The following is a 21,021-nucleotide window of genomic DNA, read 5'->3' as shown; positions in this document are numbered from 1 at the left end:
AATTAATTATTTATCTTCACAAAAAAAGTATGAGTTCAATCGAGCTCATACTTTTTTATTAATCTCTATTTCTTTATTTCAATAGCTGTATTTGTATTAACAACTTCTGAACCAACTGGTACTTTTACATCAAATTCCTTAAATAAATCTGAATGTGTAAAGGTCATTAATACTGTATCATCTAAACCAGCTTTCTTAATTGCTGGATCCCAGAATTCAAGAATTTGTTGACCTTTCTTGACATGTTGTCCTTCTCTGACATATGTTACAAAACCTGTACCCTTCATAGAAACAGTACCAATACCTACGTGAATTAGAACTGGAATTCCGTTATCAGAAACCAAACCAATAGCGTGACGAGTTGCAAAGACTGTCTTAACTTCAGCATCAAATGGGGCATATACTTTACCATCTGTAGGTTTAATTGCAATACCTTGTCCCATCTTACCCGTTGAAAATACTTCATCAGGTACATCTTTCATAGCAATAACTTTACCTGCTACTGGAACCATTGCAGTTAATTTGTCAGACTTAATTAACTTATCGTTTTCTGCATTAGATTGATCAAATTGATCACCCCAAGTCTTTTCAAGTTCTGCAACGATTTCTGCATGTCGTTCTTCAGTTAAAGTAATCTTCTTCCAGAAAACAAACATCCCAATTAAAATGAAGATTGCTGGAACACCAAACATCATAAATTTGAAGACCATTTGTTGATGCATAGTGATAGAAGCAGCAGTTGCACCAGTAGTCATTCCTGCTAAAACAGCAATTTGTCCTACAACACCGTTAGAAACAGCTCCACCGAACTTATCAACTAAAGGACGAACTGATAAAGCAAGTGATTCATCACGATGTCCTAACTTCCATTGACCATATTCAACAGAGTCAGTAATAATCATTAAAACAACTAAGAAAACAATTGGTTGAGGAATGTAGAATAATTCAGCGGCAATCAATACAAGTAATAAACTCTTGCCAGCGACAGTGAATAAACCGATTCCAATTAACATAGTTACTAAACACCAAATAAATAATGGCTTACGATTTAATTTATCTGCTAATTTAGGAAAGGCACTTACAGCAAAAATACCTACAAACATGTTTATAAATTGTAGTAAACTGAAACCTTTTGGATCTCCCATAATGTATTGGAAGTAGTAAAGTTCTAGAGCATTTACTAAGTTAATTCCTACACCATATAGTAAGTATGCTAAAGCTACCCACATTAATTGGTCATTCTTTACTAACATCTTGAAGACTGCACTTACACCAGCTGTATCTTCTTTATTTTCACGTAATTTATTGTCAACTTCACGTGTTCCAATACCAACTGCTAATGCTGTTACAAAAGCAACTGCAGCTACAATAAAGCCAAACCAGAACCAACCTCTGTCATCACCTGTTCCTCCATTACTTTGAAGGGAAAAGAATAATACAAGAGGCATAACAACAACACCAACTAAGGAACCACCGATTGAAGAACCGATACGAGCAAATGTAGCTGTCTTTTCACGTTCTCTTGAATCAAATGATAGCGCTGGCAACATAGACCAGAAACCGACGTCTTTAAATGAATAGAATATATCCATTGCAATATAAAGAAATGCAAAAATTACTAAATATAACCATGGATGTGTTTTAGTTAAACCACCCATATTTGAGAATAATGCCAATAAAGCAATTGATGAAACAGTACCACCAATTACTACCCAAGGACGAAAGTGTCCCCAGCGTGTCTTGGTACGATCGATAGCGTTACCAATAAATGGATCAATTAATAATTCAACAATACGTAAAACCATGATAATCAATGTAACAGCACTAACTAAATGGTTATTTAACGTTTTATCCCCTGTATCAAACAAATGAGATGTAATAAAATTAATTAAATATGTAGACATCGCTGCATAAAACACATCGTTACCAAAGGCACCAAAGGTATATGCAATACGAGAAGTAATCTTCTCACTTTTACTTTGTGAATTTCTTATTTCCATATAACGAAATCCCCTTTACTATTTTTTACAACTTTATGGTAAACGATTTCAATGATTAAGTCAATAATATTTAGTAAATTTTTCAGGATATTTTTTATTAATTTTTACTAAAGTTATTTTAATGACATCATATATATTTACCACCTGTTCTTTTGTATCAAAAAAGTCTCATACTTCATAAGAAATACGAGACTCTATTTTGTTAAATTGTTGGTTCAATTGTAAATGATACTGTCAAATCTTTATTTGATGGAATCCAAAATTGTTTTTGTACAGGTGCACCCCAAGAATCATCTCCACCTACACCCATTTGAGCAGCTAATAATCTTACCCAAGTATAATGAGGATTACTCAATTCTTCTTGATGCATTGCTTGTTCTATTTCATATTCGCTATATGGAAGTACTGAACTTTCAAAAGTATCACCGTTTGCCACAAATCTTAACCCTTCTCCATATACATCAGTTACTTCCAACCATCTAGTGCCACGATGATTCCCTGTTTCTTGTGGTACTAAATATGGAGCTAAATTAGTATCAGCATCACCTTCATATATGCCTAGTTTTACCCCATTATCTCGATCGATATAGTTTTCATCTGGACCTAAGCCGTAGAATTTATACTGATTGTATTTACGTTTTAATTTTAACTCATAACCATATGCAGGTAACGATGGTAGTCCGTCAACTCCAAAATATTTAGCAGTTACTTTTACTTTTCCATCTGGTGTAACTGTATAACTTATTACGTTATATACTTCTTTAGCTAATGGCAATTTCCATTTAAATGAAACAGTTATCTCACTTAATTCTTCCTTTACATTAACATCAACTAATTTTTGATATAAACCTGCTTGCAACCATACCCCACGATCGAAACCATGCTTAACACCACGATCATTATCAGTCATCGCTCTCCAAAATGTTGTTTTAGGTGTACGTGTAATATACTCTTTACCATTATAAGCCAAAGATACTATTCCACCTTCAGCTCTAGAAAGTAGCACACTAAACCCATCACCATTTATACCAATATTAACATCACCATGCACAACATTTAATTTTCCAGATACTATTTCATTATCCTTAGTCGATACTTTAGTTACTAACTGTCCGAATGATAATTCATGTCTTTCATTTGCCCAAGCAACACTCTCTTTTAAACAAACATTTACTTCAAAAATATATTCTCCTGGGATTTTTTCAATGTTTGGCCAATCAATAACTTCTTCTTGTTTTGTCTGTGGTAAAACGTTAAATGAATAATCTTTCTGCCATATTTTTTGACCATCACGCTTTACAATAGCTTCAAAAATATACGCACCTGTGTCAATGAAGAGATTGTCATTCTTTATAATTACTCCTTCTTCAGTAACTTTCACTTTGACATTAGCGTATAATTGCTTAACTTCAGCAGCTTTAGGTGACGGTGTACGATCTGCAAAAACAATACCGTCTCCAGAAAATTCATAATCAGTTGCCCTCTCATCAAAATCTCCACCATAACCTAAAACTTTTTCGCCAAAGTCATCAGTTTTTAACATTGCTTGATCAACATAGTCCCATATGAAACCACCTTGATATTGTGGATATTTATCTTCTAAATCTGTATATAACTTCATACCACCTGTGGAATTTCCCATTGAATGCATATATTCACAAGATATATATGGTTTTGAAGGATTTCCTTGCAAATACTCTTCGATTTCTTGAGGTTTAGCGTACATTCTACTTTCCATGTCAGTTGCTTCCTCAAAATCACGATTCCAAGTTACACCTTCATAATGTACTAAACGTGAATCATCTACTTTATGGAAGAAATCATGCATTTTTACGATATCATCACCAGCATAGGATTCATTACCACATGACCATATAATTACAGATGCATGATTCTTATCACGCTGAAACATTGAATTTGCCCTATCTAAGACATTATCTAACCATTCTTCTTTGCTTCCAGGCACATTCCAAGATGGTTCACATTCACCTAATTTTTGCCATGAACCATGACTTTCTAAGTTAGTTTCGTCAATAACATAAATACCGTATTCATCACATAGTTCATACCATCGTGTTTGATTAGGATAATGTGAAGTTCTTACAGCATTAATATTATTTTGTTTGAAAAACTTAATATCATGTAGCATTACATCCTCAGAAATTGCTCTGCCATAGAGATAGTCAAATTCATGACGGTTAACCCCTTTAAAAATAATTCGCTTCCCATTGATTAGCATGATTCCATCTTTCATTTCAAATCTACGGAAACCTATTTTTTGAGTTGCTACTTCAATTACTTCTCTATTCTTTACCAATGTAATCTTCAAATCGTAGAGATAAGGCGTTTCAGCACTCCATTTTTTTATATTTTCCAGTTTTATGTCCATAAATGTTTTCTCACGTGCTTTTTCTTTTCGAGACCAAACTACTTGATCTTCATCATATAACTCTACATTAATTTCTGTATTTTCTAGATTTCCTTCTAACTTAGTATCTAATAGCAAAATTCCATCCTTATAGCTATCATCTAAAGTAGTTTTTGCAAATATATCACGCACATGAACTTCTGGAATTGCATAAAGGAATACATCACGGAAAATTCCAGAAAATCTGAACATATCTTGATCTTCTATCCAACTTGCTGATGAACGTTTATATACCTCAACTGCTAACCTATTTTCTGAATCTTCCCTAATGAAGTCTGTCAGTTCAAAATCATGAGGTGTAAATGAATCTTCACTATAACCAATAAATTTTCCATTTAGCCAAAGATACATCGCCGTTTCGACACCCTGAAATGAAATAAAGATGCGCTTATTTTTTAAAGATTTATCTACTGTAAATGTTTTAACATAACTTCCAACCGGATTGTATTTCCTTGAAATATATGGTGGTCGTAATTCATCTAATCCATCCCATGGATATTGTGTATTGATATACTGCAAATGATCATATCCCTGAGTTTGAATGTGACCAGGAACCTTTATCGTATCAAACCCACTATCGTTAAAATCTTCTTTATAGAATTTTTTTACTCTTAAATCTGGATTTTGTGCATAAGAAAACTTCCATAATCCATTTAAACTTTGTTTTAAACTTGTTTCCTTATTTTGATATTCTTCGTGACTAGCATAAAATTTATGACTTGAATAAGCCTCCAAACGATTTATTGCAAAAACATCGGGTTTCTCTAGCCAACTTAATTTCGCTTTTGTATTTTCCATTAATATCAACCTTTCTAAGAAAATGCTTACATTATTGATTATAACTTATAAATTTTATATAACCAATTACTTTTTACTAAAATATTAGTAAATTTAATAAAAATTTTACTTAGAAAGTATCTTTATAAAATAAAAAGCCATTAGAAATTTTTTCTAATGACTTAATTATTATTATAATTTAGCTGTTAATTTAACATCTGGATATTTATCCATAAACCATCTTTCAGCGAATTCATTTTCGAATAAGAATAATGGCATACCAGATCTATCCTTAACTAGAAGATTTCGTGAACTAGACATCTTTTCATCTAATTGTTCTGGATCAATCCAACGTGCAATCTTATGTCCCATTGGAGTCATAACAACTTCAGAGTTATATTCATTTGCCATTCTAAATTGGAACACTTCAAATTGAAGTTGTCCTACAGCACCTAAAATATAATCTCCAGTACTGTAACTTTGATAAAGCTGAACTGCACCTTCTTGTACTAATTGTTGAATTCCCTTATGGAAAGATTTTTGTTTCATAACATTCTTGGCAGTCACACGCATAAATAATTCTGGTGTAAATTGTGGCAATTTTTCGAATTTAACAGCTTTTTTACCTGTATAAATTGAATCTCCAATTTGGAAGTTACCAGTATCATATAAACCAATAATATCCCCAGCAACAGCGGTTTCCAATGTTTCACGTGTATCAGCCATAAATTGAGTTGAATTAGATAATCTTAGTTTCTTACCTGTTCTTTCTAGGAACACATCCATTCCTCTATCAAATTCACCGGAACAGATTCTAACAAAAGCAATACGGTCACGATGATTTGGATTCATGTTGGCTTGAATCTTGAAGATAAATCCAGAGAAATCTTTTCTATCTGGCTCTACTTCTGAACCATCTTCTGTTTTATGTGCTGCAGGCTTTGGAGCGTATTTTAAGTATGCATCTAAGAATGTCTTAACACCAAAGTTTGTCAGTGCAGATCCGAAAAATACTGGTGTCAATTCACCTTTAGCGATTTTTTCTTCATCAAATTCACTACCTGCACCTTCAATAAGTTCTATTTCTTCTAAAACTTGTTTGTAGATACTTTCATCTTTTAATGGGTTATCTCCTTTTATTTCACCATTATCGTCTAATTCTAAAAAGGCTTGACCTTCATCTTCAGAACGGTACAATTCAATACGATGATTATAAATGTCATATAACCCCTTCAAACCTTTACCCATACCAATTGGCCAGTTCATAGCATAAGATTCAATTCCCAAAACATCTTCCAATTCTGCTGTTAAATCTAATGGTTCTCTACCATCGCGGTCCAATTTATTAATAAAAGTAAAAATTGGAATACCTCTCATACGACAAACTTGGAATAATTTCTTTGTTTGTGGTTCAATACCCTTAGCTGAGTCAATAACCATGACAGCTGAGTCAACCGCCATCAAAGTACGATATGTATCTTCGGAAAAATCTTCGTGCCCAGGTGTATCAAGAATGTTGACTCTTTTCCCAGCATAGTCAAATTGCATTACCGAACTTGTTACAGAAATTCCACGTTTCTTTTCAATTTCCATCCAGTCAGACTTAGCAAAATTTCCACTTTTTTTAGCTTTAACAGTTCCTGCTTTTCTTACAACTCCACCAAAAAGTAATAATTGTTCAGTTATCGTAGTCTTACCAGCATCCGGGTGAGAAATAATCGCAAATGTACGACGATTATTAACTGATTCTTCTAATTGTTTTTTATCCATTTTAAACCTCTCTAATTAATTCTTTTCAAATACCATTTTCTATACTACATAAGAAAAGAGCAGGTTTCAACACCTACCCCTTATATTTCTAATTACTATTTGGAACTCTAATAGTTTGCCCAGCCGTTAATGAGTTACTTGTCCCCATATCATTCAAATCTTGAATAGCTTGTGCTGTCGTTCCATATTGGCTAGCTAACGTTGCTAAAGTATCACCATCATTAACTGTCACTTCCTGTGAGTTTGATAACATAGAAGCTTTACTTTCACTGGCAGCACTCTCACTAGCTTTTCTAGCACTTTCACTTGCAGCGGCAGCACTTGAGGCTGCTGCTTCACTTGCGCGTTTACTTTCTGCTAAACTTTGCTCTTTCTTTGAACTCTCAATCTTACTTTGCTTACTTGCTTCCTCAGCTTTAGAGATAGATACTGATTTGCTATAGCGTTTCTTAGCTTCAACTTTTTTACTAGATTCCACTTGTCTGTTCTTTGTTTCATGATGTGAATGCAGCACCTTACCTGCACCTAATAATAAGATTAGAACTAGTACAACACCTACAACTCTAACTAATCCCTTATTACCTTTTTTCTTTTTATGTCCTTTAACATTCTTATTCAGATTGTTATTTTTTACTTCTTTCTCTGCTTCAGATATTACTGGGTCTTGGCGATGATTGTGATAAAATGCTTTTTTCATTCTAGGTTCATCGCGTCTAGTATATCCATGCTCAAATTGTTCAACTTTGAACTCATTATACACTTTAGTAATATCAAAATTTTCTTGTTCTATTTGCTTTTCTTTTAAGTATTTATTTTTTTCAGGTAATGTTAGACCATTATACCAATCATTTTGATACTGGAATTTACTCATTACAATTTGAGTAGGACCTAATTCTTTTACTTCACCAAAGTCTAACCACATCGAACGTTCACATAGAGTTTCTAATACTAAACCAGTCGTAGCTGTAATAATAAAAGATACTCCATGATCTTTTAAATCTTGAATTTTTCGAATAACTTTTTCAAAGAATGCTCTTTCTAACGATGCAAATACTTCATCCAACAAAACTACTTCAGGTTTGTTAAATAAAGCTATCGATAATGCTAGTCTAGACAACATTCCTGTTGAGTATTCTGATACTGGTCGATATACCCATTGCCCGATTTCAGTAAAATCAATAATCGCCTTAACTACATGATCAGCTTCAATTTCATCATCGTATGCTTGGTCTACTTGTTTTTTTATATTTTCAAGTCCTGTTAACTGAAAATTAATAGAATTTGTCATTGATGCTAAATATATATGGGATTTTGTTGATATAAATCCTGTAGTAGGTTCTTCTAGCCCTGCTAATATTTTTAGTAACAAGGCTTTTCCAGAGCCATTCCTCCCAATCAAACCTATCGCTTCGCCTTCAGTTACGCTAAAAGTGATCCCTCGTAAAGACCAAAAATTATTTTCTGATTTTTTATTCTTATCGCTTAAAAGCGGACTTTTTTTAGTTAAATACTTTATACTTATCTTTTCCATGTCCACTACTCACCTTTTATTTTAATAATAACTATTATCATTATACCTGTAATTTTTGATTATTAAAATACTCTAGTTTTTTATCGTTAACTTATATAAAAAAGGTAGCCTCAATCAGACTACCTCAAAAAATAATTATTTAATTTCTTCTTTTCCTTCGCGTTGCATCAATAAACTAATTTCATCTTTAATATCTTTACCATTATAAAGAACATTATAGATAGCTTCAGTAATTGGCATTTCAATATTTTTTTGTTGAGCTAATTCATAGGCTGCTTTACAAGTATTGATACCTTCAATAACCATGCCCATATCTTGAATAACTTCATCAAGGGCCTTACCCTTACCTAGTTGATTACCTGCACGCCAGTTTCTTGAATGAACACTAGTACATGTAACGATTAGATCACCTACACCAGACAAACCAATAAATGTTAGTGGATCAGCACCAAAAGCAACACCTAATCTACTAATTTCAGCCAAACCACGTGTCATTAAAGCTGCTTTAGCATCATCACCATAACCTAAACCATGCAAAGCACCTGCACCAATTGCAATAACGTTCTTAAATGCTGCACCTGTTTCAACACCTATTACATCTTTATTTGTATAAATTCTTAAATAATCATTCATAAATAAAGATTGTACCTTCTTAGCTGAATCTAAGTTTTCACAAGCTGCCGTAATTAAAGTAATATCTTTACGTGCTACTTCTTCAGCATGACTTGGTCCAGATAAGACTACTACATCTTTACGATATTCACTTGGAATTTCTTCTTCTATTACTTCAGAAATTCGTTTGTGAGAACCTAATTCAAGCCCCTTACTTGCATGAATAATTAATGGCTTTTGTCCTAGTTCTTTTAAAACTTCAACTAATTGTTGAGCAACTAGTCTTATTACTTTAGTAGGTACTACGAATAAAACTGCTGAAGCTCCATCAACTGCCTCTTTAAGATTTGTTGTAGCCTTAATTGTTTCTGAATACTTGTGTCCTGGTATGTAATGTTCATTAGTATGGTTTTCATTTAATTCTTTGGCTTGTGATTCTTTATTAGTCCACAACCATACTTCGTTTTTATTTTCATCTAAAACACCAGCCAAGATACTTCCCCAAGATCCAGCACCAAGAACTGCAATTTTTTCTGTCATCTCGCTCATCCTTACTTTTTAGAGTTCTACTCTTATATGTTATCACTAATCATTAATAGTTTCAGATAAATCTTAATATTTTAATTATTTTTCAATTTTTACTTCATCTGAGGATTCATTCTCTAAAATAATAACTTCCCTTACATGTTTAACAATTACCTTGATGATTGCATAAAATGGTATACATAAGATAATACCTAGTAACCCAGCAATTTTTCCAGCTACCAACAACAATAAGATAATTGTTAGAGGATGGATATCGACTGATTTTCCGATAACATTTGGATATATCAGATTACCATCAATTTGCTGTACGATAATGCAGACTATTATTGCCATTACTGCAGTGTTAAAAGAATCAGTTAAGGATAGGATCAAAGCTGGAACTAATCCAATATAAGGACCGATATATGGAATAATATTAGTTGCCCCAGCAAATATTCCTGTCAATAAGGCATAAGGTACACCGGCAAGTCCATAACCAATAGCTGTACAAATACCAACAAAAATACATTCAATTGCTTGTCCACTAATATACTTTGATAAAGTATTGCTCATATCTTGTAACATTGCTTCAACTTGAGCAGTACGTTTACGCGGTACAAACTTTAAAATACTAGGCATTAATTTATAACCATCTTTTAACATATAAAATAACATAAATGGAACAGTTAAAACTGTAACTGTGATATTAGTTATTGCGGAGATAATACTTCCTAAACTGTTAGTTAATGACTTCATAAATTTAGCTATCATCTCACTACCGGATCCTTCAAAACGGTTTAAGTAAGATTGCAAATCAATATCTTTCAACCAACTACTTCGACTATCATATTTCAAAAAATGTTGGAAATTCTTCTCCAACTGAGAAACATAGGTTGGAGATTTTGTAATTAAATTTTCTACCTGCACAATAATTTTGGGTAAGAGGAAAGCAATTGACATCGCAATAATCGCAAACACTGCTATAAAAACAATGGCGACTGCTCCAGTTCGATTAATTTTAAATTTCCCAATCTTAACCTTCATTAGTAACTTCACTAATGGTAGTAGCATGTAATACAAAAATCCTGATATGATTACCGGGATAAATAAGGTTGAAAAGAATGCTGCTACTGGTTGAAAAACAAAATTTATCTTCATACAAACCCAAATTAATGTTGCAACAATCAAAATTTCTAACGACCAAAACATCAAATTCTTTTTATTAGGCATAGAAACCTCCTCAAAAAACTATTGCTAAATAAGAGAGAGGCTGTGATATAACATCGCAACCTCTTTTTACTCCTTAGAATATATTACATTACAGCGGTAATTCACTGTTGACGCGACAATTCTAAATAACGGTTATACCAAATTTCAACATATTCTTTTGAAAATGGACCTTTACCATTATTTATCCAATCAACTAAAACCCTAACGTTATGTTTCAAAATCTTATCAATGTCTGCCGAATAATGCCACTTATTTCCATGATCCTCATATTCATCGACATCTAGCAAACGTTTTTCACCATTAGGAAAGACTTTGACATCTAAATCATAGTCAATATACTTCAAAGCCTCTTTATCTAATACAGCAGGTGAGGCTAAATTACAATAATATGATACTCCGTTCTCACGAATCATTGTCACAATATTAAACCAATAATGTTTATGAAAATAAACTAAAGCTGGTTCTCTTGTAATCCATCTTCTTCCGTCAGATTCTGTTACTAAAGTATGGTCATTGCAACCAATTAACGCATTCTCACTGGTTTTAAGTACCATTGTATCTCGCCACGTTCGATGTAAACTACCGTCATGCTTATAACTTTTAATAGTTATGAAATCGCCCTCTCGCGGACCAGATATATTCATCATAAGAAAATCCTCCGCTTCTTCATAAACACGAATGTAAATTACACCGATATTCATTGATATTATACCAGATATTTCTCTAAATACACAAAAAGAGCTAATTAATTTACAAAAAATGTATATTATTTAATTACTTTTTACTCAATTTAACAACAGCTTCTACTCTTGCTGTTTGTGGAAACATATCTACTGATTGAATGTACTCAACATTATATATTTTGACCAACTTCACTAAATCTCTAGCTAAAGTTGACGGATTACATGAAACATATACAAATTTATTGGGACGATACTTTAAAATAGTCTCTATCATCTTATCATCCAGTCCAGTTCTTGGAGGATCAACTACCAAAGCATCTGGCACAAAATTATTTTTAGTCCATTTGGCAAAAAGATCTTCTGCCTTCCCTACTTCGTAATGAATATTCTTTCTACCTGATAATTCTGCATTTTTCTTAGCATCTTCTATTGCTTCAGGAATAATATCCATTCCTCTTACTTCTTTGGCGTCTGGTGAAACAAATAAACCAATTGTTCCTACCCCACAGTATGCATCTACTAGTGTTTCATCTTCTTTTAAATCCAATGCCTTTTTCACTTCTGTATATAATATTTCAGTTTGACTAGGATTTAATTGAAAAAATGATCGTGCAGATAGTTCAAATTTTATGTCTCCTAATTGTTCTAGTAATCTATCCGTTCCAGCTAACTTAAAGGTTTCTTCACCCCAAACCAAGGAAGAACGGCTTGGATTAATATTTTGCATGACTGATACGATTTGTGGATATGCTGACATGATTTCGTTTACAACCTGATTTAAGTTAGCACAATTATTTCTTGCCGTTACAAATACTACTTGAACTTGTTCTGTCTTTAGCGTTTGTCTGATTACAACCGTTTTTAAGATTCCAGAATTTCTTCTTTCATCATAAATTGAAATATTCCATTTTTCTAATAGCTTAACTATCTTTCTCATTATTTCCATTGTTAATGGCATTTGAGTTTTAAAAGTTGGTAAATCTACTAAGATATGGCTATTAGGTTTGTATAATCCGGCAATTACCTTATTTCCCTTAACTTTTCTTACTTGAAATTGGGCTTTATTTCGATACTCATAAGGTACTTCCATCCCTAAGGTTGGCCGTAATTCCATATTTTTATAATTAGTTGGTTTGAATTTTTCTAAAGATTGACGAATAACATCTGTTTTAAATTCTAACTGCTTACTATACGCTAAATGTTCAAGCTCTATCCCACCAACATCATAATTATCAACAGGTTCCACTCTATCAGGATTAGCTTTTCTAATTTTCTTTATTTTCGCATTTAAATACTTAGGATGAACTTTAGTTACTTCAGCCAAAATTACTTCACCAGGAAGTGCTTGAGGCACAAATGTTATCTTACGCTTAAAATATCCAATTCCTTCACCATTTATTCCTAGTCTTTTAATTGTTAAAGGAAACTTCTGTCCAACTTTTATTTTTATATCATTCTTTACCTTTTGCATGAATAATCTTAACCTCTCGAATTTTTCTCTGATTTATTATACCATGTTAACAGTAAATATTAGTTGATTTAGGAAGGTCGATTGTGTGGTAAAAAAAATAACGATGATTCAAACTCAAAAGAAAGCTGGACGTTTCAATATTTATATTAATGATAAGTATGCATTTCCAGTTAGTGAAAGTGTCCTAATTAAATATCGTTTACATAAAGGACAAGAACTTGACGAAAATTTAATAGAAGAAATTAAATTAGCTGATGACATTTCTAAGGGCTATAATGCTGCTTTAAATTATCTATCCTATCAACTCCGTACTAGAAAAGAAGTCGAAGATAAATTACGCTCTCTTGATATTCATGAAGATTATATTCCTGAAATTATCAACAAGCTTATTGATCTGGATTTAATTAATGATAAAAATTACGCTGAAAGTTATGTTAGAACTATGATGAATACTTCTGACAAGGGACCTAAAGTTATTAAACTTAATCTCTTAAAAAAAGGAGTTGATGATAATATAGCTGAAGATGCTTTAATTCTTTACACTGACAAGTTACAAGTAGAAAAAGGTGTCACTTTAGCTGAAAAACTAGCTAATCGCTATAGTCATGATTCATATCGTAATAAACAAAATAAAATCAAACAATCATTACTAACAAAGGGATTTTCATATGATATTATCGATACAATCATTCAAGAGTTAGATTTAATTTTTGATGATGATACAGAACGTGAAATTTTATTGGAAAAAGCTAATAAACTTTGGTCACGTTATGACAATTTAGATATTAAGAAGAGAAAATTTAAGATTCAACAAGCTCTTTTTAAGCAAGGATTTTCTTTTAGCGATATTACATCAGCTTTAGATGAAATAGAAGATACTAACATATAATTATGTAAAAAAATATACATCATTATATTTTGATATATGCTATATTCTTCTCTAAAGGAGGATGTGGCGTGAATTTAAATTTAGATAATATTCTTTTAGAGAACTTCAAAGAACAACCCAGCGATGATAATTTTAACAAACTATTTCAAAAATATACTCCCCTTGTTTTTAAATTAATAAATAGTTATCATTTTACTTTTTACGAACGAGACGATTTAATTCAAGAAGCTAAAATTGTTTGTTATTCTTCAGCCTTACGGTATAGGTTGCCATCTAATATTACTTTTGGATATTATTTTCAGATTAATCTTCGCAATAAATATAATTCCCTCTACCGACTAGAACATGCCTATAAGCGTAAATCCGAAAGGGAATCAACCTCCTACGAACAATTGTCTTCTAACTTAAAAGAAGTCGTCATTGGTTCTGATTATAAAAATCACGCTCCTGATAAGAATATTCTGGTGAAAGAAGCTATTCAAGCATTTCTTCACTCTTTAGATGAAAAAAATTGTCGTTTATTTAGAGATATAATTTCTGGTAAAGTTCAAAAGGAGGATATCTTACAAGACTCCAAATTACGTTATCGCTACTATAAGCTTAAAAATCAATATAAAAATAATGTATTTGATATTTTTTTCAAGTAAAAAGCATCTGCTTTATTAATCATAACTAGATTAATAGGTAGATGCTTTTTTACTATCCTAATTTTCCTACAACTTCTAATTTTTCTAATGTTGACTTACCATGTGGTGCTTTGACGATTCTGTCCGAAACATCATTCCCAGCATTATTTCCATGATGAGTTCCACCTTGCCAAGCAGCAACGTTAGTAACATCATAAACAACACCATCAACTGCAATATATGCTTTGCGACCTTCCTTACCATCATAATTCTTTAACTCGTCTAAAGTGAAAATTTTTTCTGTCATGTTAAACGCTTCCTTCCTTTATATTTCTATGTTTATATTATCATAGATATGATTTTTAGTATTAAAAAAAGTCTAAGATTTTTCTCTTATATACTATATTTTTCCTAGTCCGATTAAATTTTTTACTATATAATAACGATATGTGTGTTTGGAGGAAAATATGGTCGAAAAAAAATATTTCTTTATTATTAATCCCATTGCTGGTAATGGTCGTGGACTAGCTGCATGGAAAAAAATAAGGAATACATTACAAGAACAAAATATTTCTTATATCCATAAATACACTTTTCCAGATCAAAAATCAAATCAAGAAATGATTTTAAACACTGTTGATGAAAATCATATAATTGTTGTACTTGGTGGAGATGGAACAATCAATGAAATTCTAAATATTTTAATTGATTGTCATTTAAAAAATCCTATAAGTTATATTGCTTGTGGATCAGGAAATGATTTTGCTAGAGCAATTTCACTTCCTTCCAATCCTCTCAAAGCTTGGGAATATATTCACCATCAAGCCACTATTAAAAATATTTGTGTTGGAAAAGTTAAAATAAACGATATAGAACGCTACTTTTTAAATAATGTTGGCATTGGCTTTGATGCTAGAATTGTTTATTCCGCTAATCATTCTAAATTAAAAATGTTGTTGAATAAAATCCATTTAGGAGCTTTAGTATATGCATCCTTTTTCTTAAAAGCACTTATTATTCAAAAATTTTTTCCTACATTGTTTAAAAATGATGGAACCTCTGTCCAGAAATATAAAAAAACTTTTTTATGCACGATAACTAATCACCCTTTCTTTGGCGGTGGAGTTAAATTAGTTCCTGAAGCTAGTGTTTTTAACCAAAGTATCGATGCAATTATTTTAGAGAAAAGTACTAAACTAGGATTTTTAATTAATTTTCTTCATACAATATTACCGTTTAAAAATCCTAGTAGTAAAAATTGGCATCATCAATATGGTAAAGAGTTTAAAATAACTATCAACTCTCATCAGCCTATTCATATTGACGGTGAAGCAAGTATTATCGACTTAGATACTGTTTCTTTTGATACAATTACTTTTCCATTCCTAGCTTAAAATCCCTTATATCATGGTAGTTTTTTCTCCATAATATAAGGGATTTTATTATTTAGCTAAATAAACTTGATCTTTAATAAAATCAAATGGCTTATGATGTTGATTCAAGTTAACAGGTCTTTCAAGATGAGCCTCTTTCCAAAAAGCTTTCGAGTTTGTAGCACCCTGTTTTTCTCCAAGTACTATCAAATTTCCCTTCCATTTTTTCTGACGTAGATAATGCAATACTTTGATATCTGTATCAGTACTATCTGGACACCATTCTATAATGATATTAGACACATTATTTAAATACTTTTTTACTGCTTCTAAGGCATCCAACTGCTCTACATCTGTCCAAGGATTAGGACGTTCGTTGTCTTGATGACGCCAATCTAAATTGTCAGTACAAATAATATTTTTCAAAAACTTCCCTAACACTGCATTTCCAGCCATAATCATTAACGTTTGTTCATCCGCCAAAAAAGATTTTAAATCTTGTAACCACTCTTGCGAATATATATGCCAGATTCCATATTCTTCAATTATATATTCTCTAAAATCTAGTAAATGACTCTCTAGTTCCATAATATTTGGGAATTCTGTTAAATGTTCTAAAATCTCTGTTTTCGTAAATTCTAAATTAGGCAACGATTTAGTTGGAATATTACCTTTCTTATAACAGTTATCCGCTTCAAGTAAAGTAGTTATTTTCTTTTTAGCTATTGGTAATTTATCGAATTCCACCAAATAGTTTTTTAAATTTTGAATATATTCTTCTTTCATATAGATCTAACCTCTTGAAATATATCGTCTATTTTTCTTTAACCACTATAACCCAACTTTTGCTATAATAAAATAGAAATACGCTAGAAATGGGGTTTACTCATGATAAGAGATATAAATCACGATGTTAAAATTCTTTCTAAAAAAAGTACACCTGCTTCAAAAAATGATATAGCAATCGTTCAAGATTTAGTTGATACTTTAACCTATCATCGTGATCATTGTGTTGGCATGGCCGCTAACATGATTGGTAAAAATAAATGTATTATTGCGTGTCAGTTCGGTCCTTTAATTGTTGCTATGATTAATCCAGTAATAACTAAAAAATCTCAAAAATATTCTACTTCTGAGGGTTGTCTTTCTTTAACTGGTGAGCGTGAAACCACCCGTTTTAATAAGATTGAAGTTAGCTACTTAAACCAATCTTTTCAAAAAGTTCATGCTACTTTTGAAGGCTTTAATGCACAGATTATCCAACACGAAATAGATCACTGTAATGGTATCTTAATTTAGGGGGAGACTTACTTTGGTAAACAAACAACATATTAAAATTTTTTCTCATAATGATTTAGATGGTTTTGGTGCTCCAGTTTTACTTAAAACACTTCAACCATACTTATTTAAAAATGCTACCTTTGACCTAACTACTTGTTCAGCTGGAAATTTAGATAGAGAGTTATCTTACTGGTTTCGTCAACCTTCATTACACCAATATACCGATGTTTTCATCGCTGACATAACACCTGATAGTGACTACTCATTCCAACAACTTGAACAACATTTTCCAAATCATTGGTTAATTTTTGATCACCATGAGAGTGAAGAAAAACTTCGCCAAAAATATCGTCAAAACTGTATTATACCTACTAATACAGATATTAATCCTAGTGCAACAAGTTTAGTCTGGGATTGGGTAAGTCAAAATGTTAATTTCAGTAATATTCCTAGTAAACGTCAAAATGACTTACATTACTTAGTAGAACTTATCCGCGCTTATGATACATGGGATTGGAAAAATGATCCTAACATGGACAGTGCTACACGTTTAGCTGCTGATGAATTAAACCAATTATTCTGGTTCTATCCATTAAGTCGTTCAGAAATGTTTGTCACTGAAGTCTTTGGGACTAGTTGGGAACAATACCGTCAAAACAACAGTCTTTTGATTAATACCTTAAATGGTAGAAGACAACGTTATTTAGATAAACACCTCAAAAGTGTGCTTACCTTTGAACTTGATGGCCACAGTTTTGGAATTGTTTATGCTAGTGATTATAAGTCTGAAATTGCTCATGCTTTATTAAAGAATCATCCAGTCGATGCCGCACTAGTAATAGACAATCGCAGTATTTCCTTACGTAGTAACGGTAAGTTAGATGTTGCTTCCTTCTCTGAAAAATATTTTAATGGTGGTGGCCACTCAGATTCAGCTGGTGGCACTTTAGAATTCAATCCTGTTGAAACGGGAGAACAAGCTGTAATTGATGCTCTAAAACACCAATTTGAAATCAATAAAAAACTAGAGAAGCAAGAAAAAGAAGAAAGTAGCAGTACTTTCGCTGATAATCTTGATCCTGAAATGGCTGCTAAATTGGCTAGTCTATTTAATAATAATTAAGTAAAGAATGTGATTATTTGATAACATTAGGTCTAACAACTTGGAATGAACATCCTGCTTTGATTCACAATGAAGATCGTCCGGTTACACTTTCCGAATATTCTGCTTACTTTCCAACAGTAGAATTAGATACATTTTTCTATGGCATTCCTAGAATTTCCACTGTTGAAAATTGGCAGGCTCAAGTTCCTGAATCTTTTCAATTTGTTATCAAAGCTAACAAAGTTCTAACCTTACATGAACAAAGTGATATTCAGCACATTAATTTAACTTTTCATAATTTTCTGGAAAGTTTACAACCTTTAATAGACAAAAATCAATTAAAAACTGTACTATTTCAATTTCCGCCGTACTTTACTTTAAACAAGAAAAGTACTAATTATTTACGTTATTTAAGGCAGAAATTGCCAAATATTTCTATTTCTCTGGAATTTAGACATAAAAGTTGGTATAACGATACTAAAAAATTAGTTAATTTTTGTCGAGAATTAGGTTTTACTTTAGTTATTGCTGATGAACCATCTCGTCTAGACTCTTCGGTTCCTTTTCTCCCAGTTATAACTAATCCTGATCTAACATTTTTCAGATTACATGGGCGTAACATTGAAGGTTGGGAAAATCCCGGAAAAAATTGGCGTGCCAAACGTACATTGTATCGCTATTCTGATGATGAGTTGTTGGAACTTAAACAAGTAATTCAAAAATTACAGAGCGATACTAAAGAAATTTGTGTAATCTTTAATAATAATTCTGGTAAAGATGCTGCTCCTAATGCCTTAAAATTACAAGAATTTCTAAATATTACTTTTGATAATTTAGGACCAAAACCACCTGAACAACTTAATTTCTTTTAAAACAAATAAGAGGATGATTAACCATAAAAGATTAATCATCCTCATTTTTTATGTATAGAGGCCAACCCCACACTGATTTTCAGTGCGTTATTGACTCTCTGCATTAATTTTTCATCTATATGTGTTACTTTATCTTTTAATCTTTGCTTATCAATCGTTCGTAACTGTTCTAGTAATACTACTGAATCTTTTTCCAAACCAACCTCTTTAGCAACTAATCCTATATGTGTAGGCATTTTTGGCTTTGAGATTTTTGAAGTTATTGCAGCAATTATTACTGTAGGACTAAATTTATTACCAATATTATTTTGAATAATTAATACTGGCCTAACTCCCCCTTGTTCCGAACCAACTACAGGTGATAAATCAGCAAAAAAGATATCCCCACGTTTCACCTCAAAATCACTCATATCATCGACTCCACTCTATTCTTTTAACTCATCTGCATGATCTGAAGAACACTCACAATTCCAAAATTCACCACAAATTTCTTGATTTAAAGCTCCCATTTCCATATAACCAGCTATCAGTTGTTCCAAGCTAGTCTGGTTTTCTTGGATGTGATTCATCAAACTATCATCATTTACAACTTCATTGCTGTCAACAGAATAAAAACTACAATATTCTACAAAATTCTTATCTTTAATAATAGCTTTTACACTTTTCTTAATCATAAAAATTACCTCGCCTTACATTATAATTAAGATATTCCTTTACCTACTACTTGTAAATTCTTGGAACTCTCTCCGTTATATTACACATAATTTCATAATGAATTGTATCGGCATAGTTAGCCACATCTTGAGCTGTAATAACTTTACCATTATTTTCTCCAATTAAAGTTACTTTTGTACCAAGATCATACTTTTTAGGTAGTCTAACCATAAATTGATCCATACAAACTCTACCGACAATTTCACAATATTGACCATCAATCAAAACTTTAAAACCTTGCATTCTTCTTAACCAACCATCAGCATAGCCAATTGGCACAGTTCCAATCCATTCTGATTGAGAACTAGTATAGGTAGCACCATAACCAATGGATGAACCAGCTTCTACTTCTTTAACTGCTACTAATTCACTTTCCAAACTTAATGCTGGCTCTAAATTCCAAGTTTCATCAATCACATCGCCAGAAGGATTTAATCCATACATTGAAATTCCCATTCTTACTAGATTTCCTTCAAAATTTGGATGCCATAGAGCTGTAGCTGAGTTAGCTTGATGAATATATTTTGGTTTCTTTTTCAATACTCCCACTAACTTATCAAACTTTTGAGATTGCTTTTCAAAATATGCTGGGTCCTTACTATCAGCAGTTGAAAAATGTGTAAATACTCCTTCACACTTTAATTGATCAGAATGTTTTTCAATAAAATCAACAGCTTCTTTCAAATCTTCAGTATTTCTAAAGCCAATTCTTCCCATACCTGTGTCTAATGCTAGGTGGATCTTTAAGCTTTGTTTTTCTTCTTGAAGTAGCTTTTGAGCTTCAGTCAAAAATTCTAAAGTCCCTACAGCCACAGACAAATCATGTTTAGCCATACAAACTGCTTCACTCGCTGGATTTACACCTAAGATCAAAATCGGATCTTTTATTCCACTTTCTCGTAAAGCTATTCCCTCATCAATAATAGCCACACAAAAGCCGTTAGCTCCTGCTTCTTTAGCAGCTTTGGCTACAGGAATCATTCCGTGCCCATAAGCATTTGCTTTAACTACTGCAAATAAAGATTGACCATCCTTTAATTTTGAAATTTGGGTTGCTACATTATGCTTAATTGCTTCTAGGCTAATTATAGCACGCGTATTACGATGTTTTCCAATTACCATTCCTTACACTTC

At 32.1% G+C, this 21,021-nt stretch carries 19 protein-coding genes; 6 read left to right on the top strand and 13 right to left on the bottom strand.

All coding sequences use genetic code 11. The features are described from left to right. Positions 1-65: 65 nt before the first annotated feature. From NOU10_RS07995 to rlmD, 8 genes are all read right to left on the bottom strand, one after another. Positions 66-2,000 carry a PTS sugar transporter subunit IIA gene (locus NOU10_RS07995; protein WP_255906526.1) on the bottom strand — a complete coding sequence of 645 codons (1,935 nt, stop codon included), beginning with the start codon at positions 1,998-2,000 and terminating at the stop codon, positions 66-68. A gap of 202 nt (positions 2,001-2,202) precedes the next feature. After that, a complete protein-coding gene (locus NOU10_RS07990) occupies positions 2,203-5,226 on the bottom strand; it encodes a glycoside hydrolase family 2 TIM barrel-domain containing protein (protein WP_255906525.1) in 3,024 nt (1,007 codons plus the stop codon). A 171-nt stretch (positions 5,227-5,397) separates the two neighbouring features. Continuing rightward, positions 5,398-6,975 carry a peptide chain release factor 3 gene (locus tag NOU10_RS07985; RefSeq protein WP_099460056.1) on the bottom strand — a complete coding sequence of 526 codons (1,578 nt, stop codon included), beginning with the start codon at positions 6,973-6,975 and terminating at the stop codon, positions 5,398-5,400. 88 nt (positions 6,976-7,063) lie between these two features. Further along, the gene (locus NOU10_RS07980) at positions 7,064-8,506 is read right to left on the bottom strand and encodes an ATP-binding cassette domain-containing protein (RefSeq protein WP_255906524.1); all 1,443 of its coding nucleotides are present in this window, start codon (positions 8,504-8,506) and stop codon (positions 7,064-7,066) included. 135 nt (positions 8,507-8,641) lie between these two features. Then, complete coding sequence (locus NOU10_RS07975) at positions 8,642-9,658, bottom strand: NAD(P)H-dependent glycerol-3-phosphate dehydrogenase (protein WP_003704207.1); 1,017 nt, start codon at positions 9,656-9,658, stop codon at positions 8,642-8,644. Positions 9,659-9,742: 84 nt separating this feature from the next. Then, positions 9,743-10,873, bottom strand: coding sequence for an AI-2E family transporter (locus tag NOU10_RS07970; RefSeq protein ID WP_003699547.1), 1,131 nt, complete (start codon positions 10,871-10,873; stop codon positions 9,743-9,745). Between the two features lie 101 nt (positions 10,874-10,974). Further along, a complete protein-coding gene (locus NOU10_RS07965; RefSeq protein WP_003710725.1) occupies positions 10,975-11,520 on the bottom strand; it encodes a DUF402 domain-containing protein in 546 nt (181 codons plus the stop codon). Between the two features lie 127 nt (positions 11,521-11,647). Then, positions 11,648-13,027 (bottom strand): 23S rRNA (uracil(1939)-C(5))-methyltransferase RlmD, encoded by a 1,380-nt coding sequence (gene rlmD / locus NOU10_RS07960; protein ID WP_255906523.1) that lies wholly within the window; start codon positions 13,025-13,027, stop codon positions 11,648-11,650. An 85-nt stretch (positions 13,028-13,112) separates the two neighbouring features. Here rlmD and recX point away from each other — a divergent pair, with 85 nt between their 5' ends. Together recX and NOU10_RS07950 are read left to right on the top strand one after the other, a co-directional pair. After that, positions 13,113-13,916 (top strand): recombination regulator RecX, encoded by an 804-nt coding sequence (gene recX, locus NOU10_RS07955; protein WP_255906522.1) that lies wholly within the window; start codon positions 13,113-13,115, stop codon positions 13,914-13,916. 68 nt (positions 13,917-13,984) lie between these two features. Further along, positions 13,985-14,563 carry a sigma-70 family RNA polymerase sigma factor gene (locus NOU10_RS07950; protein ID WP_049165228.1) on the top strand — a complete coding sequence of 193 codons (579 nt, stop codon included), beginning with the start codon at positions 13,985-13,987 and terminating at the stop codon, positions 14,561-14,563. A 52-nt stretch (positions 14,564-14,615) separates the two neighbouring features. Here the strand turns inward: NOU10_RS07950 and NOU10_RS07945 are convergent, their stop codons facing one another. After that, a complete protein-coding gene (locus NOU10_RS07945; protein ID WP_003705741.1) occupies positions 14,616-14,849 on the bottom strand; it encodes a cytochrome b5 domain-containing protein in 234 nt (77 codons plus the stop codon). 160 nt (positions 14,850-15,009) lie between these two features. Here NOU10_RS07945 and NOU10_RS07940 point away from each other — a divergent pair, with 160 nt between their 5' ends. Next, positions 15,010-15,936, top strand: a complete 927-nt coding sequence (locus NOU10_RS07940) for a diacylglycerol kinase family protein (RefSeq protein WP_255906520.1) — start codon at positions 15,010-15,012, stop codon at positions 15,934-15,936. 48 nt (positions 15,937-15,984) lie between these two features. Here NOU10_RS07940 and NOU10_RS07935 read toward each other — a convergent pair whose 3' ends face one another. Further along, positions 15,985-16,701 (bottom strand): SAM-dependent methyltransferase, encoded by a 717-nt coding sequence (locus NOU10_RS07935; protein ID WP_255906519.1) that lies wholly within the window; start codon positions 16,699-16,701, stop codon positions 15,985-15,987. Positions 16,702-16,803: 102 nt separating this feature from the next. On the opposite strand from NOU10_RS07935, the gene NOU10_RS07930 reads away from it, so the two are divergent. The 3 genes from NOU10_RS07930 to NOU10_RS07920 are packed head-to-tail and all read left to right on the top strand — an operon-like array spanning position 16,804 to position 19,173. Then, positions 16,804-17,214, top strand: coding sequence for a peptide deformylase (locus tag NOU10_RS07930; protein ID WP_003705736.1), 411 nt, complete (start codon positions 16,804-16,806; stop codon positions 17,212-17,214). 13 nt (positions 17,215-17,227) lie between these two features. Beyond that, entirely contained in the window at positions 17,228-18,319 is a 1,092-nt protein-coding gene (locus NOU10_RS07925; protein WP_255906518.1) for a phosphoesterase, read from the top strand. Between the two features lie 17 nt (positions 18,320-18,336). Continuing rightward, on the top strand, positions 18,337-19,173 hold the full coding sequence (locus NOU10_RS07920) for a DUF72 domain-containing protein (protein ID WP_255906517.1): 837 nt from the start codon (positions 18,337-18,339) through the stop codon (positions 19,171-19,173). Between the two features lie 41 nt (positions 19,174-19,214). On the opposite strand, the gene NOU10_RS07915 is transcribed toward NOU10_RS07920, so the two are convergent. From NOU10_RS07915 to alr, 3 genes are read right to left on the bottom strand one after another with little or no spacing between them, the layout of a single operon-like run. Further along, the gene (locus tag NOU10_RS07915; RefSeq protein WP_003699581.1) at positions 19,215-19,583 is read right to left on the bottom strand and encodes a type II toxin-antitoxin system PemK/MazF family toxin; all 369 of its coding nucleotides are present in this window, start codon (positions 19,581-19,583) and stop codon (positions 19,215-19,217) included. A gap of 15 nt (positions 19,584-19,598) precedes the next feature. Next, positions 19,599-19,847: a hypothetical protein gene (locus NOU10_RS07910; protein WP_003699582.1), complete on the bottom strand. Its 249-nt coding sequence runs from the start codon at positions 19,845-19,847 to the stop codon at positions 19,599-19,601. Between the two features lie 46 nt (positions 19,848-19,893). Beyond that, entirely contained in the window at positions 19,894-21,009 is a 1,116-nt protein-coding gene (gene alr, locus NOU10_RS07905; protein ID WP_255906516.1) for an alanine racemase, read from the bottom strand. Positions 21,010-21,021 lie beyond the last annotated feature (12 nt).

Origin of the sequence: Ligilactobacillus sp. MP3 (genome assembly GCF_024436335.1) — a bacterium.
Taxonomy (GTDB): Bacteria; Bacillota; Bacilli; order Lactobacillales; family Lactobacillaceae; genus Ligilactobacillus; species Ligilactobacillus salivarius.
Note: the sequence above shows the minus strand (reverse complement) of the source record. Positions and strands in the feature narration are given on the sequence as shown.